Genomic DNA, 16,478 nt, shown 5'->3' with positions numbered 1-16,478 from the left:
GCCAACGTCGGGAGACTGAATGCCGGGTAGCCCGCGACCACAGCGTGTATACACCACGAAAGGGACGTCATGGGCAAAGACCAGGCTCTGCGCGCAAGTCACCTCGAAGCAGCCGCCGCCACCATCGCAGCCGCAGCACACGTAGGAGACCGCAGCGGCGTTGAGACCATGACCACCTACCTCGAACGCTTCTACCACCACGTCGCTACCGAGGAACTCCTCACCCATACCCCCGAAGAACTCGCCGGCGCCGCAGCATCCATGCTCGCCACCGCCCATCAACTCACTACCACCACCCGCGAACGCGTCCGCGTCTTCACCCCCACCGTTGAACGTGACGGTTGGGCAAGCGGCCACACCGTCGTCCACGTCGCCACCGACGACGCCTCCTTTCTCGTTGACTCCCTACTGGAACACCTCGAACACACCAAAACCCGCGTCCACTTCATTGCTCACCCCCAGATCTACGTACGCCGCGACGACGAGGGCACCCTCACCGACGTCGTCGATGTTGCCTCTGGGGCACAAACAGACCCCACCCCTACCGACGCCCTGCGCGAATCTTGGATCCATATTGAAATCGACCGGCTCAACGACCACGCAACCGAAGAAAATCTCGCCGCTGAACTCCTCAACGTCGTCCGCGACGTCCACGCCGCCGTCGACGACTTCGATGCTCTCCAAGCCCGCGCCATAGAAATCCGCGACAACCTCACCGAAAACATTCCCAACGTTGACCCCGACACCGTCCACCGCGCCCGATCTCTCCTGGACTGGGTCGCCGGAGGGCAATTCATTTTCATCGGCGCCGCCGACTACACCGTCGAACGGAAGCAAGACGGCCACGGTCGCGACACCGTCGAACTACGTCGCATACCCGAAAGCGGTCTAGGCATCCTCTCGCCCCGACGCTCACCCGAAACCACCATCGACCACGCCAAGAGCCTTACTGGCGTTGCTGCACAACTTGCACTCAAACCCGTCGCCTACGTCTTCACAAAAGCCAATGCCACCTCCACCGTCCACCGGCGCGTGCGCCTCGAATACATCGGCATCAAACAATTTGACACTGCCGGAAACGTCACCGGCGAACGTCGCATCATCGGCCTATTCACCGCCCCCGCCTACGTCTGGTCCGTCACCTCCCTGCCTTACGTCCGCGACAAAGTCCAAGCTGTCATCCACGAAGCCGGCTACGTCCCTGACAGCCACCTCAGCAAGGATCTCCTCGCGGTCCTAGAGTCCTACCCCCGCGACGACCTCTTCCACGACACTGTCGAACACATCACCGCAGTCGCCACCGCCGTCGTCCACCTGAGAGAACGACGACGAACCCGACTCTTCCTGCGCCATGACCCCTTCGGCCGCTATGTCACCGCCCTCATCTACCTACCCCGCGACCGCTACAACACAGACGTACGCATCCGCATCCAAGACATCCTCATGTCCGCCTTCAATGGCGACGAAATCGAATACCGAACCCGAGTCAGCGACGCCTCCCTTGCACAGATTTACGCCATCGTCCACGGCGTCGACGCATCCGATGCGCGCCAAATCGACCTCAACGAACTCGAAGCCCGCATCGTTGAAGCCACTCGAAACTGGGACGAAGGCTTCGCCGAAGCCGCCACCGCCCGCTTCGGCGAAGGACCCGCTGCCGCCATCATCGCCCGCTACGGGCGAGGGTTCGATCAGGTCTACAAAGCCGATGTGGCTCCCCGCGTCGCTGTGGCTGATGTCGTGGCCCTCGAAGCCTTCGAACACGAACCCGAACGTTCTATCCGCCCCGTTGTCCACCAAACCCCCGGCGCACCTAATAACCAGCGCCGCATGAAAATCTACGCTCGTCAAGAAGTCTCTCTATCCGACCTTGTTCCTATCCTCCGTGACACCGGCGTACGCGTCACCGACGAACGTCCCTACCGCCTTCACCGCGCCGATGGAACCTCTTTCTACGTTTACGACATCGGCCTATCTATTCCCGACAACGTCATCTGGCGCCGTGGCACCGGACGCGTCACCGCCAGCCGTGAAACCTCCACCCTGGCCTTCGAAGACCTCGTCGCTGATGTGTGGGCAGGCCGAGCCGAATCAGACGCACTCAACGCCCTCGTCCTACGAGCAGGCCTAACTGGCGACGAGATCGCCGTGCTGCGTGCCATCACCTCCTACATCGCCCAAGCTGGATCGACCTTCAGTCGCCAATACGTCGAACAAGTTGTCCTCGACAACCCCGAGCTCGCTGCCACTTTGTTGCGCTACTTCGAGGCCCGTTTCGACCCAGAGGCCTTCCCAGGCGGCACCGACAACCCGGGGCGTATCGACGCCGTTGCCGCTATCGAGAGCGAACTCATTGACAACATCGCTCACGTAACCTCCCTTGATGAAGACACCATCTGGCGTCGCCTGCACTCCGTCGTTGCATCCACCGTCCGCACCAACCGATATGCTCACCGCCGCGTCGACACCCTCGCCTTCAAACTTCACCCGGCAGGCATTCTCGGCATTCCTGAACCCATTCCTGCCGTAGAAATCTGGGTCTACAGTCCTCGCGTTGAAGGAACTCACTTGCGCTTTGGTCCCGTTGCCCGCGGTGGGCTGCGCTGGTCAGACCGCCGAGAAGATTTCCGCACCGAAATTCTGGGCTTGGTCAAAGCCCAAATGGTCAAAAATGCCCTCATCGTCCCCACCGGCTCCAAAGGCGGTTTCTACGCTAAGCGCTTACCAGCTGCGACAGACCGTGATGCCTGGATGAATGAAGGAATCGCTGCTTACAAGCTCTTCGTTTCCTCCCTTCTAGATGTCACAGACAACCGCACTGACGAGGGAATTCACACTCCTGCAGGTGTGCTCCGCTATGACGAAGAAGACCCCTACCTCGTTGTCGCAGCGGATAAAGGCACAGCCCGCTTTTCTGATATCGCCAACGACATCGCCGTTGACTATGGATTCTGGCTTCAAGACGCCTTCGCTTCTGGTGGGTCAGCTGGATACGACCACAAAGGAATGGGCATCACCGCACGCGGCGCCTGGGTCTCTGTGCAACGTCACTTCCGTGAACTAGGCATTAACGTTCAAACCCAAGATTTCACTGTTGTTGGTATCGGTGACATGAGCGGTGACGTCTTCGGTAACGGCATGCTGCTGTCTGAACACATCCACCTCGTCGCTGCATTCGACCACCGCCACATTTTCTTGGACCCCACTCCCGATGCAGCGGCCACATACGCTGAACGGCGGCGCATCTTTGATCTCTCTCGCTCTTCCTGGGATGACTTCGATCGCAGCCTGCTCTCTGAGGGAGGGGGGATCTACCCTCGTACCGCTAAGCACATCGACATTAGTGAACAAGCAGCCGCAACTCTCGGACTGGAAAACACGAGCTCACTGACGCCCTCCGAGCTCGTCGCGGCTATCTTGCGCGCACCCGTTGACCTCCTGTGGAACGGCGGTATCGGTACCTACGTCAAAGCCACTACCCAAACCAACGCCGAAATCGGTGATCGCGCTAACGATGCAGTTCGTATTAATGGCAACGAACTACGAGCACGTGTTGTCGGAGAAGGTGGAAACCTCGGCTTGAGCCAGCTTGGCCGCATCGAAGCAGCCCGCAACGGTGTTCTTCTCAACACCGACGCTATCGACAACGCTGCTGGTGTCAACACATCTGACCACGAGGTCAACATCAAGATTCTGCTGGGTGATATCGAACGCACCGGAGATCTCACCCGAAAACAGCGCAACGAACTCCTTGAGTCCATGACTGAGGAAGTCGCCGCAGCCGTCTTGCACGATAACTACGAACAAAATGTTCTCTTAGGCAACGCGCGTATGCAGGCTCCGGCTATGGCAGGAGCACACGCTCGTCTCATGGACGCTTTGGAGAAAACCGGACAACTTGACCGTAACCTCGAATTCCTTCCATCGCACGAAGAATTCGCTGCTCGGCTCAGCCGTGGTGAGGACCTTACTTCACCTGAGATGAGTGTCCTTGTCGGGTACGCCAAAATCTCCCTCAAGAACGCGCTCGGCAACTCCCGTTTGCCGGATGACCCGTGGCTTGATCGCTATGTAGAGAAGTACTTCCCTAAAGCACTACGAGAACGATACGGAGATCGTTTTTCTGAGCATCCGCTTCGCCGCGACATCATCATCAATGTTCTTGTTAATGGCCTGGTTAACCGCGGTGGCGTTACGTTCGTGCACCGGTGCCAGGAAGAAACTGACGCGACAGTTGAACGTATCGGCGCGGCCTATGTGATCGCCTCTGAAGTTTTTGGGCAGCGTGCTTTCGCTGAACGTGTCCAGGCGCTAGACAATGAGCTTGCTTCCACTGCTCAGACCACACTTCACCTAGAGTTCCGGCGTCTCATTGATCGAGCGGTTCGGTGGATTGTCACTAACCGGCCGCCGCATTTGAACATCGGTGACGAGATCGAGGCATTTGCCCCCGTCGTGGAGTCACTGCGTGATCGGGTACCGGATCTTCTTACTGGGCCTCAAATCGATGAGTTCCGCGAAGACGTCTACGCCCGCATCGATAGTGGTCTTCCTGAGGATCTTGCCCGTGATGCTTCAGCCTTGATCTTTGTTTTCTCGTTGCTCGATATTGCCGAGATTGCTGTGAATACAGGTGTTGATCCAGCTGAGGTGGCCTCGATCTACTACGCGGCGCTTGGCCAGATCCGTGTTGGTGAACTGCTTGTTCGGGTAGGAGCCCTCGATCGTGATAACAGGTGGGACTCCCTGGCCCGCCAAGCTCTGCGCGATGATCTTTATGACGTGCTTCGCAGCATCACCACAGTTGTTCTGGAGTCTGAAGCTAGCGAGGGTGGTGCAGCTGATGCTCATGAACGTGTGCGTACTTGGGCTCAGGTCCACGCTGATGTTCTTTCTCGTCTAGATGGGATCATGGATGCTATTGACACGATGCCCGAGGCTGGTCTTGCACCTGTTTCGGTGGCTGTCAGAAGTCTGCGTGGGGTGATTCGCACTACATCTGCGCGGTGAAAGCTCTGCAAATGTAAAAGGAGATCCGCACCACTGGTGCGGATCTCCTTTTAATCGAGCGAGTGACGGGAATCGAACCCGCGTATTCAGCTTGGGAAGCTGATGTTCTACCATTGAACTACACTCGCATGCCTGTTCGATTCCAAAACTTTACCAGTCTATCTAGTGGATTGTCTTGGTCTCGAAGGTTTTTCTTCAGCACAGATGTGGCGATCGCTGAGTGCTCCACACCGTTTAAAGCTAGGCGCCAGTCTACAGCTAGCTCACTGGTGGTACATCCACGCCAGAAAAAGGCGGCGATACTTTGTCACCTCACTCATCCGCGCATCAGCGCCACGCCATGAGGTAGTAGAGGACCGGTGACATGACTGCCATCAGTATTCGATACGTTAAACAACGCGCCCGTAAATGTGCTGGACGCATTTTGCGCTGCGTTCAAGGAGCTAGCCGTCGCAATCCCTCGTACGAACAGAAACCACTTGTTCCGGCCCCTCGAACTGTTGGAACCAGCATTCTTTATCTTCATCACAGCACTGGTGAGAACGTGTGGAAGGGGGGCGTGCCTGAACTTCTTGCCGCGCACAACAGCGAGCACGGTACTGCGTACAGCATCACCAAAGCTGCATACCCGCACTGGCCACACTCGTGGACTAATGATCCTTTCGATTACTGGCGTGCCTGGGTGAAGCATCGCGGGAAGCGGCGCTTTTTCCGTCAGGAAACCCTCGATGAGTTGTGTGCCTCGTACGACGTTATTGTCTGGAAGCACTGTTTCACTGCTGCTCAGATTGCTGCGGCGGATGCCCCCGGAGCCAAAAGTGAAGGGGATGTGCGTTCTGCGTTGAAAACATTGCCGAACTTTAAAGCGCAGTACATGGCGCTTCGTGAGGTAATGCGGGCGCATCCTGACACCACTTTTGTGGTCTGGACAGTGCCGCCACGAGCCGTGGAAGACACAACTGCAGAGGAAGCGGCGCGTGCTGAAGAGTTCGCGCGCTGGGTACGGCAGGAATGGGATGAGCCGGGGGACAACATCCACGTGTTCGATTACTACGGGTTGGCTGCCCCTGGTGGGGTGTTGCGTTCGGACTATGCGGTGGCACCGAATGATTCGCATCCGAGTGAGGAGTTTTCACGGCAGGCCGCTGCCGCGCTGGTGGCTCGACTCACTGCGGTGTTGGAGGGACGTCAAGGGTGAGGTGTTGCGGCCGTGCAGTGTTGCGCTGCCCGGCCGCGTATCAGTGGTCTAAGCGGTGCGAGCGGAATCCCGGCGGACGGTCAGGCCGGTAAGCAGCATGGTTGCTCCCAGGATGGCGCCGACTCCTTCACCTGCTCGGATGCGAGCGTCGATGAGGGCTTCGAGGCCAAGTTCTTGAAGTACTGCTTGGTGGGAGAATTCGCGGCTTACTTGTCCTGCTACGAGGTAGGCAGCTACGCCGGGTTCTTCGCGGGCGGCTAGTAGTGCAGGGATGGAGGTAGCTAGACCGTCGAGGACGACGATTCCGGACTTCTCGGCGGTGCCGAGTATCAGGCCGTAGAGGTAGGCGAATTCTCCTCCGCCGAGGTGGGTGAGTAGCTCGGCGGAGGTAGTAGATGCGGGGGCCTTTTTTCCTTCGGGTAGGCCGATTCGTTCGAGGGCGGCGCGAACTACGTGGGTTTTGCGTTCGAGCATGGCGGTGTCAGAGGCGGTTCCTAGACCGACGGCTTTGTGTGCGGGGAGGCCGACTGTCGCTGCGGTCAAGGCGGCGGCGATGGTGGTGTTGCCTAGGCCAACTTCGCCGAGGAGGACTAGACCTTGGTCTGCGAGGGTGTTTCCACGTGTGCGGCCAGCTGTGATGAGCATGTCGACGTCGCGGGGGGTCAGGGCGTCGGTGTGCATGATGTCGCCGCGGGGCCCGGTGGGGCGGTGGGTATGGTCGGCGGCGGTGATGGGGGAGGAGTCGCTGCTGGTGCCTACTCCGCAGTCGATGATGATGGAGTTAAACCCGTTGGCGGCGGCCATGGTTGTGCCTACTGCTTTTCCGGCGATGCCTGCTTCGGCGACGACGCGAGTGATGGAGTTGGGGAAGGCAGTAACGCCTAAGTCGTGCACGGGGTGGTCGGCGCATGCTGTGACGAGGGTTGCGGTGGTGAAGTTGATTCGTCCAGCGGTGATGATTTTGTTGATGGCTATGTCGAGTTTGCCTAGAGACCCGGGGGCGGTGAGGAGAAGATCGGCTTCGTCGTAGGTGGCTACGTGTGCGTTTTGGTCGGGGGCGTGTAGGTGTGAGGTGGGTGCGGGGGTGGTGTTGTTCCACCGTTCTCGCATGATGAGGGGTTCGAGGGGGAGGCGTTTGGACCAGGCGCGGCGTTCGAGGCCTGGGCTGGGGGGAAGTTCGTCAGGCCAGCCGATGCATAGCCAGCCGAGTGGTTCTACGTTCTGGGGTAGGTCGACGAGTTGGGCGAGTTCGTCGGGTTCAAAGAGAGTTACCCATCCCATGCCTAAACCTGCGGCGCGGGCGGTGAGCCACATGTTTTGCATGGCGGCGGCGCAGGACCATAGGTCGGCGTCGGGGAAGGTTGCTCGGCCGAGGACTCCGGGGGCTGGGGTGCGGCGGTCGCAGGCGACGATGATGCCGATGGGGGCTTCGCGGATGCCTTCGACTTTGAGGTCGAGGAGTTGGGAGCCGCGTTCGGTGGTCATGGTTTGTGCTTGGGCGATTTTTGCGCGTTCGGCCATGAGGGCGGCGTGGTCGCGGGTGCTGGGGTCGGTGACGATGATGAAGCGCCAGGGTTGGCTGTGTCCGACGGAGGGGCCAAGGTGGGCTGATTCGAGGATGTAATGGATGAGGTCTTCGGGGATGGGGTCTGGGCGGAAGCGGCGTACATCGCGTCGGGAGGTGATGATGTCGCGTAGGGCTCCTTGGGCGCTGGTGGGGTAGGCCCAGCCGTTGAGGGTTTCGGCGCGTTGAGCAGCCGAGGAGGTGTCGCCGATGTTGGGGACTGGACGTTCCCAGAGGTGTTGGGTGGTGCTTGTCTGTGGCGGCGTGTTCCTCGGCTGCGTCATGTGTTCCACGCTAGTGGTGTGTTTGCTGTGTTCTTTGTCGTGGCTGGGGTGAGGTGGTGAACGCCTCAGTGATTGGGGTTACTTGCAACCGACGAGGGTGGTGGCGGCTTGGTCGATGGCGATTCGGGTTGCTCCGATGTTCGTGACGTTGTTGACAAGGAAGGCAAAGGCGTAAGTGCGGCCACTGCGTGCTTTGGCGATTCCGGCGAGCGAGACGACGTCGCCGAGGGTGCCAGTTTTTGCGATGACGGCGTTGCGGGCGCAGCGTTGGCTGGGGATGGTGAAGCGGTTGGCGAGGGTTCCGGTGCTGCCTGCGCGGGGCATGGCGCTGATGTCGAATGCGACGGTGTTCATGCTGGGGGTTCTGTGCAGTGTACGGATTGTTCCGGTGAGGGTGGCGACGGGCATGCGGGTGCCGCGAGAGAGACCGGAGCCGTCTTTGATAGTTAGGCCGGTGGTGTTAATGCGGTATTTGGTGAGGGATTTGTGGGCGTTTGCGGTGGCGGCGTCCCAGGTGGGCACCATTCCGCGGGTCGCTGCTGCGTGGCGTAGGAGGTATTCGGCGTAGGTGTTGTTACTGGTGCGCAGCATGGTGGCGACCATGGTTGAGGTGGAGGCTGACCAGGATGCTGAGAGTTGTTGGCTAGCTGCGGGGGCAGTTGCTCGGGAGAGGGTTTTGACGGTGATGCCGTTGGCGGTGAGGGCTTTGCTCAGGGCGCGTCCGGCGGCGAGGTCGTTGTCGGCGCCTTTGTATCCGTAGAGGGTGAGGCCGCGGACGGGTTGTACCTCGGCGGGGACGTAGCTGGTTTTCCAGCCGGAGGCATTGGTGGGGGCTGGGAATGCGGAGGAGTCGACGTAGAGGTTGATGCTGGTGTGTTTTTTGTTTTTGAGGGCGGTTGCTGTGCGTTGGGCAAGGGTGGTGAGTCGTTCGGAGGTCAGGGTGGGGTCGCCTGCGCCTTTGAGGTAGATGTTGGTGGGTTTGGCGGTGCTTTGTGTGGTGGTGGTGATGAGTTGGGTGCCGTTGGGGATGGCGTCGAGGACGGTCAGGGCGGTGATGAGTTTTTGGGTTGATGCGGGCAGGCGTTTGGTGGCGGCGTTGTGGTTCCAGATGCGGGTGTTGGTGGAGATGTCGGTGACGTATCCGGAGAGTTTGCCTCGGAGGTACTGGCTGCTGGCTGCGCCGTTGAGGGCTTTGGCCAGGGCGGGGTTGGGGGCTGCTGTGCGGATGATGGGGGTGGCGCTGTTGGTGTGGCTGGCGGCTTCGGTGGAGGTGGCTCCCAGGGAGGTGACAGCGGTGAGGCTGAGCGCGGTGGCCAGAGCGAGTGTGGTGCGGGAAGGCATGCAGTTCCAATCGGTGGCGCGGGCAGGACTCGGGGGTGTCCTGGCGGCGCGGTGCGCGCGCACTTTCTCCCATCGACTGGTTGATGCTTTTGTTGAGTGGGGTTGAGTAGCAATGTTTGTCGCGTTTTGGGTGGTTGTTTTTTCTGGGAGTGGGTGTGGGGGTGACCTAGCCTTGTGTTGTGTTGCTCTCAGACGGTGATATTCGTGCTCAGTTGGAGTCGGGTCGGGTTCAGATCGATCCGTTGGATGTGGGGATGGTGCAGCCGTCGAGTATTGATGTGCGGCTGGACCGTTTTTTTAGGTTGTTTGATAATCACAAGTACCCGTTCATTGATCCGGGGGCGGATCAGCCTGAGTTGACGCGGTTGGTGGAGGTGGAGGAGGGGGAGCCATTTGTGCTGCACCCTGGTGAGTTTGTTTTGGGGTCAACTTTTGAATCGGTGACGTTGCCTGATGATGTGGCTGCGCGCGTGGAGGGTAAATCGTCGTTGGGGCGTTTGGGGTTGTTGACGCATGCGACGGCAGGGTTTGTTGATCCTGGATTCATGGGGCACATCACGCTGGAGTTGAGCAATGTTGCGACGTTGCCGATCAAGTTGTGGCCGGGCATGAAGATTGGTCAGTTGTGTTTCTTCCAGCTGACTTCTCCTGCACAGAACCCGTATGGGTCGGCGGCTACGGGTTCGCACTATCAGGGGCAGCGTGGGCCGACGCCGAGTCGTTCTTTTGAGAGGTTTGTGCGTTTCTGAGGCGTGTTGGTTGGGGTGGGCTGGGTGAGAAGGTTTCAGTGTGTGAGGCCTGTTCCGATGGGGTGTGGGTGGTCTGTGTTTGTCGTGCGTCATTTTTTGGGCGATAGCCGGAACTATTTATAAGCCAGTGTTTGTTGTGTCATAACGTAAACAGTTGTTTGGTGGCGGTTGTCGCTTGTGTCGCTGCCAGACGCAGGGGAGTGAGGCTGTGAGTCTCGTTTAAAGGAGGGGTTGGCATGGCTGTCTATAACGACGTCACGGAACTGGTTGGTCGTACGCCTTTGGTGCGAGTCAATCGCATTTTTGATGCCAAGGCTGCGGGCGTGACTGTGGCTGCGAAGTTGGAGTTCTATAACCCGGCGAATTCGGTGAAAGACCGTATCGGTGTGGCAATCATTGATGCGGCGGAAAAGTCGGGGGAGTTGAAGCCGGGAGGCACGATTGTTGAGGCGACGTCGGGTAATACCGGTATCGCGTTGGCGATGGTGGGGGCAGCGCGCGGGTATGACGTTGTGCTGACGATGCCAGAGACGATGTCTAAAGAGCGTCGGGCGCTGTTGCGTGCGTATGGTGCTGAGCTCGTGTTGACCCCTGGTTCGGGCGGCATGAAGGCAGCGGTGGAGAAGGCCAATGAGATTGCAGACCAGCGTGGTGGGGTTCTAGCTCGTCAGTTCGCGAATGCGGCGAATCCGGCTATTCACGCGGCGACGACGGCTGAGGAGGTGTGGAGTGACACTGATGGTGAGGTGGATATTTTTATTGCGGGTATCGGGACTGGGGGGACGATTTCGGGTGTCGGCTCTGTGCTGAAGCAGCGTAAGCCTGGGGTCCAGGTGATTGGGGTTGAGCCTGCAGAGTCACCGATTCTTAATGGTGGCGAGGCTGGGCCGCACAAGATTCAGGGTCTGGGGGCCAATTTTGTGCCTGAGACGTTGGATCGTGGCGTGTATGACGAGATCATCGACGTTGATGCTCAGACGTCGGTGCAGTGGGCGCGTAAGGCGGCCACAGATGAGGGGCTGTTGGTGGGTATTTCTTCTGGTGCGGCGCTTGCTGCAGCGAATGAGGTTGCGTCGCGCCCAGAGAATGCGGGTAAGTTGATTGTTGTAGTGATTCCTAGTTTTGGTGAGCGCTACCTGTCGACGGTGTTGTTCGAAGATATTTTGGACTGACTCTGTGGACGGCAAGGTCGTGGTGTACTGCCTTTTGAGTTATTTGCGGGTTCGAGGGTTGGCTCTTGGCTGTGTTCAGGTAACGTTAGGTTTGTACGCCGCGACTGTTCGTTTCGGTGTTGGAGGGCTCGCATAGTGGCCTAGTGCGACGGTCTTGAAAACCGTTAGGGGTGCAAGCTCCTCGTGGGTTCGAATCCCACGCCCTCCGCGTAGTTCCGCACGTGTTTCGTGTGAGCAAGGTGTGAGTGCAAGAGAGCGTCAGTTTCCTGTGAGAGGGGGCTGGCGCTCTCTTTCCTGAGGGCCCGCTGTGGGGGAATGCGTGGTGCTGTGCCCTGCGGGGCTGTGGATGCTCACAGGAGTGGCACAAAAGCAAAAAATTGCGCAACCATATGTGCATGGGTTCCGTGACGATGACAACTGTGGCCCGCGAGGCGGGCGTGTCGGTCAGCACCGTATCTCACGTCGTTAACGGTACTCGACCTGTAGCGCCGGAGACTAAGCGGCTGGTGCTGGAGGCAATGGAAAAGGTGGGGTTTACCCATCGTCCGGTGGCCCGGTCTCTGGCCGCAGGGTCTACGACAACAATCGGTGTGGCTATGTCGTTTCTGGCAAGCATTTATGGCCAGGAACTTGTCGCCGGTATTGAGGAAGAGGCGTTGCGTCACGGGATGCAACTGCTGTTTGCCGATACCCGTGATGATGCTGAGCGTGAAGGGCGTGTGATTGCGAACCTGCTTGCTCATCACGTGGCCGGAATGATCATCATGCCCAGCCCGTCATGGACGGGGACTGCGTTGCGTTTGTTGAATGAGCACGACACGCCGTTTGTTGTGGTTGATCGCCATCAGGATCTTGATGTTGATCAGGTGTGTGTGGAGAACGAGCAAGCCTCAGCAGCGATCGTCGACCACCTGTTGCAGATTGGGCATACGCGGGTCGGTTTTATTGACGGTATGGCTGGGTTGGCGACGTCGGCGGAGCGTAGGGATGGGTATTTGCTAGCCCACAAGCGTCGCGGTGTTCCGGTGGATGAGTCGCTGATGGTCAATGGTGGTTCGACTGAGCATGATGGTCGTAAAGCGATGCAGCAGCTGCTGGCGATGCCTGCCGGGACTGCTCCGACTGCTGTTTTTGTCTCGAATGACGCGATGAGTATTGGTGCGGTGCGGGCGCTGCGCCAGGCGGGTATGCGGATTCCTGATGACATGGCCTTGGTGTGTTTCGATGAATTTCCGTGGGGGGACTTGTTGACTCCGCACCTGACGACGATTGCGCAGCCGTGCTATGCCCTAGGGGCTCGTGCCGTGCAGTTGTTGTTGCGTCGTTTGCAGCAGCCGGAAGTGCCTGGGCGCACGATCCGGCTTGCAGGTGAAATTAGCCACGGGACCTCATGTGGTTGCCGGGGTATTTCTGGGGGGATTGTTTCGCCGCATGCCAAAGCTGAGGCGGCTTCTCGCTGAGGGGGAGTGGGGTGGGTGTGTCGCGGCGTGTTCAGCGTGTTCTTGGTTGTTTGGCGCCACGAAGAACATCTATAGATCGAAGATCTACTGTTGTCAGACTGGTGCGTGCTAGGCTGAAACTGGTTGCAAGAGCAGTTCCAAGCAATGTTCCAAGCAGTTTTGCACGGTGACATCGACTCCCCGGTTCCGGGTAAGTCTGGATTCTGGTTTTCGGTGTTTGTTTTGCACGCAGGGCTAGTGGCCCTTCGTGGGATGGTTCGGCAGCCTCGACCTCGCGCAGTGCGAGGTCTTCCGGCCACCAGTAAATGAGGTTTTTCCCATGGCACAGGGTACCGTCAAGTGGTTCAACGCTGAAAAGGGCTTCGGCTTTATCGCCCAGGACGGCGGCGGCCCCGACGTCTTCGTGCACTACTCGGCTATTCAGACGAACGGTTTCCGCTCCCTCGAAGAGGCGCAGCGTGTGGAGTTCGAAGTCACTGAGGGCCCCAAGGGTCCCCAGGCCGACAACGTTCAGCCGCTCTGATCTGACTGATCTTTCTCGTTCGTGCCGTTTGTGACGGCGCGTTCGTAGACAATGCCCGGTGGCTGCGCTTTGCGCAGCTGACCGGGCATTGTCGTGTGTGGGGCATCCGTATGAGTGGGGGCGCCTGTGAGGGAGGCAGGTTATGCGGGTGAGGTTTCGTTATGAGGGGAACTCGGGATGGGCAGCAGCATTATGTGGGATTTCGCTGTCGGTAGTGGCTGTTTACCAGGTGGTGTCGTTGCTGGCCAGGCCGGTGCTGTTGGCATTGTCGCCTGCAGTATTGGCGATGTTGACTGGTTCGCGTACTGCGCTGGTTGCCTTGGGGGTGCTTGCAGCTGGTCGGGGTGAACCGTGGTTACTGGCACTGGTGGTGAGCATCGCCTCGATCATGAAGTTTCACTGGGTGTATTGGTGGGCTGGTGCACTGTGGGGTGAGAAAGTGATGATCGCCCTGGCGGGAGGCTCACCGCGGGCAGTCAAACGAGTGGAACAGGCTGAGGCGGTGGTGCGTCGGTATCGCGTTCTGGCAGTTGCGCTTGCGTATGTCCCGTTGCCGCTTCCGCGTGAGCTGATTTATGCATTGCTGGGGCAGTCGCGAGTGCGATTATGGATATTTGTTGCGGTGGATGTCGTGGCAGCGGTGGTGACGCAAGTGAGCTTTTTTGCTGCCGGTGTTGCGTTGGGAGAGGCAGCGCTGCCGTTGATTACTTTTTATGCCAAGTGGGTTGGTGTTTTTGCCGTGGCAGTGATGGCGTTGGCTGGGCTGCGTTGGTGGTGGGGTAGAAGCGATAAGAAGGTGGTTTAGCAGGCTGCTGCTGCGTCAGTGTCTGTAGCGTCCTCAATGGGAGTGGCTGGGGCAGGTGTGGTGGTGGATGAGGTGCTGGTGCTGTTTTCTGGGGTGGGGGAGGGGGTTGGGCGGCTACGGAAGGCTGGTGGAACGGCGCGGCCGTCAGTGTAGGTGGGGGTGGGGAGAGGCTGCCCGAACATGGATGCCTGGATCATTTCGCGGATGTGTTGGTAGTCCGGATTTGCCACATTTGTGTTTGATGCGTTGAGGCCGAAGCTGCGAATTTTCCCTTTTTGCATTTTTTCGACGAGATCTGCCCAGGCGGGTAGATGGTCTTGGGGTACATCGGTGTGGATGTGTTCGTTGATGACCGCTGCAACTTGGGGGAAACGGTCGATCATCGTCCATGGGTCGACTTGTTTAACGAGGGCGTTGACCATGCAGCGTTGGCGTGCGGTGCGGTTGTAGTCGTCGGTGGTGGCGCGGCCACGGGCATACCACATGGCGTGATAGCCGTCGAGGTGTTGTACGCCGGGTTCTATCCAGCCTTTGATGGACCCGGGGACGATATTGCCGTTAGTGACTTCTCCGCCAATGGGGATGCGGTGTTTGACGTTGATGTCGACACCACCCATGGCGTTGACGAGTGCTTGGAAGCTTTTCATGTCGATGACGACGGAGTAGTCGGGAGTGAGCCCAGTGATTTCGGAGATGGACTCTTTGAGGGCTGTCAGGCCAGGGCGTGGGTCGCCGGGGTAGAGGTGTGCGTGTTCTTCGCCTTCTGTCCATACCTCGTTGAGTAGGCATTCTTCTTTGCAGCGGAAGCCGTTGGGGTGAATTTTGGCTAGAGGGCTGCTGCTCGGGAAGGGTGCGTTTTCGAGGTTGCGGGGAATGGAGACCAGCAGGGTGTCTCCGGTTTGGGTGTCGATGCTGGCCATCATCATTGAGTCGGTGCGTACACCAGGGCGGTCTTTTTGCGCGTCGGAGCCGACGAGGAGCACGTTGACGTGGGGGATCCCGGCCCAGGGGTCTTTGCCGATGCCTACTTCTTTTCCTTTAGGAGCTGACGCGGAAAAGACGTTACCGACGAGGTTTGAGGTGATGAAGACGTATTGCATGGCTCGTGCGGTGGGGGCGATGAGGGCCGCGATGAGAAGGAACGCAGTCAGTCCTGCGAGGATTTTTTTGGTGCGTCCTGCTGGTGAGGGCCAGTTGAGGTCAGCGGTCCAGATGAGGCTCGCGATGAGCAGGAGGATGAAGAATCCTGCCGCGATGGCTAGAGGAATCAGGAGGGTGGGGTTGGTGGCTACGAGAATTGCGGCTTTGGTGGGGCCGATAGCGATGGCTGTTAGGGCGCTTGCGACGATGCCCAGGACGAAAAGGCTGAGGAATAGGCCACCGGCGAGGGTGCGGCCGCTGAGCATGAGTCCGGCACCGGGAAGGATGGTTCCTGCCAGGATTCGTGTCATGAAGGTGCGTAGGCGGCGGGGCTGTGCCGCAGGGCGGGGAATTACCGTCTGACGCACGTTCGGGGTTTCCGTCATCGTTTCCTGTCTTGCCGGTTTGAGGAGAGCTTGGTGGTGAATTCGTCTATTCTGCCGTCCGCTGTCTTCTGCAACGTGTAACTGTACGTGTGGAATTCCGGCGTCAGGGTGGATGAATGTATACGAATGCTGGAAAGGAAGCTGGTTGGTGTGCCCAGTGGTGAGAGGTTTTGGGTGAGTGTGTGCCTCGTTTTGAGTTTGGGGTGTCTTGGCGGGTAGTGTGGTGGTGCTGTGATGCAGACGCAGGTAAGAGTTTTCTTGCCTTGTAAGTGTCATATGCGTGGAGGTGTCGCCTAGTCCGGTCTATGGCGCCCGCCTGCTAAGCGGGTTTGGGGGTTAAACCCCATCGAGGGTTCAAATCCCTCCACCTCCGCCACATTGAAGGCCCGAAACTTTTTGCGCATTAAAAAGTTTCGGGCCTTTGTGTTTTGGAGCTTCGGGGTAGGGGGCAGGAATAAGGCCTTCAGTCAGGTGGGTTGTTGCGGCATGGGTGAGAGGTGAGTATGCCGCTGTTGATGGAAGTGCTGGCGGTCATGCGGGTCGGTCTCTGGGTTTTTCTTTGTGTTGTTTTTGCTGGCGGCAGGCGTGTAGGTGCAGATTCAGGGTTTGCTGGTCACTCGATTTGGTCTTTTCTGCTCAACTCGAGTAATGTCTTCCTTGTTGCGAGCGAGCGACAAGCACCCGTAGCTCAACGGATAGAGCATCTGACTACGGATCAGAAGGTTTGGGGTTCGAATCCCTACGGGTGCGCCACAGTAAATCGGAACCGATCATCGGTTCCGATTTTTTGTTTTGTGCTCCTGCCTGCCAATCGTTGTGTAGCGACAAGTCGAGAAAATACAGGCG

General features: G+C 58.7%; 11 protein-coding genes and 4 tRNA genes. 10 read left to right on the top strand and 5 right to left on the bottom strand.

Features of this window, described 5'->3' with window-relative positions:
- Positions 1 to 69: 69 nt before the first annotated feature.
- Positions 70 to 5,010 (top strand): NAD-glutamate dehydrogenase, encoded by a 4,941-nt coding sequence (locus AC2T9U_RS11005; protein ID WP_493696112.1) that lies wholly within the window; start codon positions 70 to 72, stop codon positions 5,008 to 5,010.
- Positions 5,011 to 5,067: 57 nt separating this feature from the next.
- On the opposite strand, the gene AC2T9U_RS11000 is transcribed toward AC2T9U_RS11005, so the two are convergent.
- Positions 5,068 to 5,138, bottom strand: a tRNA-Gly gene (locus AC2T9U_RS11000).
- Positions 5,139 to 5,569: 431 nt separating this feature from the next.
- On the opposite strand from AC2T9U_RS11000, the gene AC2T9U_RS10995 reads away from it, so the two are divergent.
- On the top strand, positions 5,570 to 6,208 hold the full coding sequence (locus AC2T9U_RS10995; RefSeq protein WP_493696111.1) for a hypothetical protein: 639 nt from the start codon (positions 5,570 to 5,572) through the stop codon (positions 6,206 to 6,208).
- A 48-nt stretch (positions 6,209 to 6,256) separates the two neighbouring features.
- On the opposite strand, the gene bluB is transcribed toward AC2T9U_RS10995, so the two are convergent.
- Positions 6,257 to 8,056 (bottom strand): 5,6-dimethylbenzimidazole synthase, encoded by a 1,800-nt coding sequence (bluB, locus tag AC2T9U_RS10990; RefSeq protein ID WP_493696110.1) that lies wholly within the window; start codon positions 8,054 to 8,056, stop codon positions 6,257 to 6,259.
- Between the two features lie 78 nt (positions 8,057 to 8,134).
- Positions 8,135 to 9,397 (bottom strand): D-alanyl-D-alanine carboxypeptidase/D-alanyl-D-alanine-endopeptidase, encoded by a 1,263-nt coding sequence (locus AC2T9U_RS10985; RefSeq protein ID WP_115032192.1) that lies wholly within the window; start codon positions 9,395 to 9,397, stop codon positions 8,135 to 8,137.
- Between the two features lie 179 nt (positions 9,398 to 9,576).
- On the opposite strand from AC2T9U_RS10985, the gene dcd reads away from it, so the two are divergent.
- From dcd to AC2T9U_RS10960, 5 genes are all read left to right on the top strand, one after another.
- Positions 9,577 to 10,146 carry a dCTP deaminase gene (dcd, locus tag AC2T9U_RS10980; RefSeq protein WP_115032193.1) on the top strand — a complete coding sequence of 190 codons (570 nt, stop codon included), beginning with the start codon at positions 9,577 to 9,579 and terminating at the stop codon, positions 10,144 to 10,146.
- A gap of 236 nt (positions 10,147 to 10,382) precedes the next feature.
- Entirely contained in the window at positions 10,383 to 11,318 is a 936-nt protein-coding gene (gene cysK / locus AC2T9U_RS10975; protein WP_115032195.1) for a cysteine synthase A, read from the top strand.
- 121 nt (positions 11,319 to 11,439) lie between these two features.
- Positions 11,440 to 11,526, top strand: a tRNA-Ser gene (locus tag AC2T9U_RS10970).
- Between the two features lie 187 nt (positions 11,527 to 11,713).
- Complete coding sequence (locus tag AC2T9U_RS10965; RefSeq protein ID WP_115032919.1) at positions 11,714 to 12,778, top strand: LacI family DNA-binding transcriptional regulator; 1,065 nt, start codon at positions 11,714 to 11,716, stop codon at positions 12,776 to 12,778.
- A gap of 319 nt (positions 12,779 to 13,097) precedes the next feature.
- Complete coding sequence (locus tag AC2T9U_RS10960; protein WP_028327516.1) at positions 13,098 to 13,301, top strand: cold-shock protein; 204 nt, start codon at positions 13,098 to 13,100, stop codon at positions 13,299 to 13,301.
- Positions 13,302 to 13,523: 222 nt separating this feature from the next.
- Here the strand turns inward: AC2T9U_RS10960 and AC2T9U_RS10955 are convergent, their stop codons facing one another.
- A complete protein-coding gene (locus AC2T9U_RS10955; protein ID WP_258553338.1) occupies positions 13,524 to 13,691 on the bottom strand; it encodes a hypothetical protein in 168 nt (55 codons plus the stop codon).
- On the opposite strand from AC2T9U_RS10955, the gene AC2T9U_RS10950 reads away from it, so the two are divergent.
- The gene (locus tag AC2T9U_RS10950; RefSeq protein ID WP_493696959.1) at positions 13,627 to 14,106 is read left to right on the top strand and encodes a DedA family protein; all 480 of its coding nucleotides are present in this window, start codon (positions 13,627 to 13,629) and stop codon (positions 14,104 to 14,106) included. The genes AC2T9U_RS10955 and AC2T9U_RS10950 overlap by 65 nt on opposite strands.
- Here the strand turns inward: AC2T9U_RS10950 and AC2T9U_RS10945 are convergent.
- Positions 14,103 to 15,632, bottom strand: coding sequence for an LCP family protein (locus AC2T9U_RS10945; RefSeq protein WP_493696109.1), 1,530 nt, complete (start codon positions 15,630 to 15,632; stop codon positions 14,103 to 14,105). The genes AC2T9U_RS10950 and AC2T9U_RS10945 overlap by 4 nt on opposite strands.
- A gap of 282 nt (positions 15,633 to 15,914) precedes the next feature.
- On the opposite strand from AC2T9U_RS10945, the gene AC2T9U_RS10940 reads away from it, so the two are divergent.
- Positions 15,915 to 16,008 (top strand) — tRNA-Ser (locus tag AC2T9U_RS10940).
- A 301-nt stretch (positions 16,009 to 16,309) separates the two neighbouring features.
- Positions 16,310 to 16,385 (top strand) — tRNA-Arg (locus AC2T9U_RS10935).
- The last annotated feature ends 93 nt before the right edge of the window (positions 16,386 to 16,478 follow it).

Source organism: Dermatophilus sp. B7861-1 (genome assembly GCF_058996045.1).
This window is presented reverse-complemented; position numbering and strand designations above follow the sequence as displayed.

What these genes read in the sequence shown, in the direction of transcription:
- AC2T9U_RS10960 (WP_028327516.1), top strand. Translation starts at nt 13,098, where the DNA reads ATGGCACAGGGTACCGTCAAGTGGTTCAACGCTGAAAAGGGCTTCGGC.
- cysK (WP_115032195.1), top strand. Translation starts at nt 10,383, where the DNA reads ATGGCTGTCTATAACGACGTCACGGAACTGGTTGGTCGTACGCCTTTG.
- AC2T9U_RS11005 (WP_493696112.1), top strand. Translation starts at nt 70, where the DNA reads ATGGGCAAAGACCAGGCTCTGCGCGCAAGTCACCTCGAAGCAGCCGCC.
- AC2T9U_RS10985 (WP_115032192.1), bottom strand. Translation starts at nt 9,397, where the DNA reads ATGCCTTCCCGCACCACACTCGCTCTGGCCACCGCGCTCAGCCTCACC.
- bluB (WP_493696110.1), bottom strand. Translation starts at nt 8,056, where the DNA reads ATGACGCAGCCGAGGAACACGCCGCCACAGACAAGCACCACCCAACAC.
- AC2T9U_RS10955 (WP_258553338.1), bottom strand. Translation starts at nt 13,691, where the DNA reads ATGATCGAGGCGATGCTCACCACCAGTGCCAGTAACCACGGTTCACCC.
- AC2T9U_RS10945 (WP_493696109.1), bottom strand. Translation starts at nt 15,632, where the DNA reads ATGACGGAAACCCCGAACGTGCGTCAGACGGTAATTCCCCGCCCTGCG.
- AC2T9U_RS10965 (WP_115032919.1), top strand. Translation starts at nt 11,714, where the DNA reads ATGGGTTCCGTGACGATGACAACTGTGGCCCGCGAGGCGGGCGTGTCG.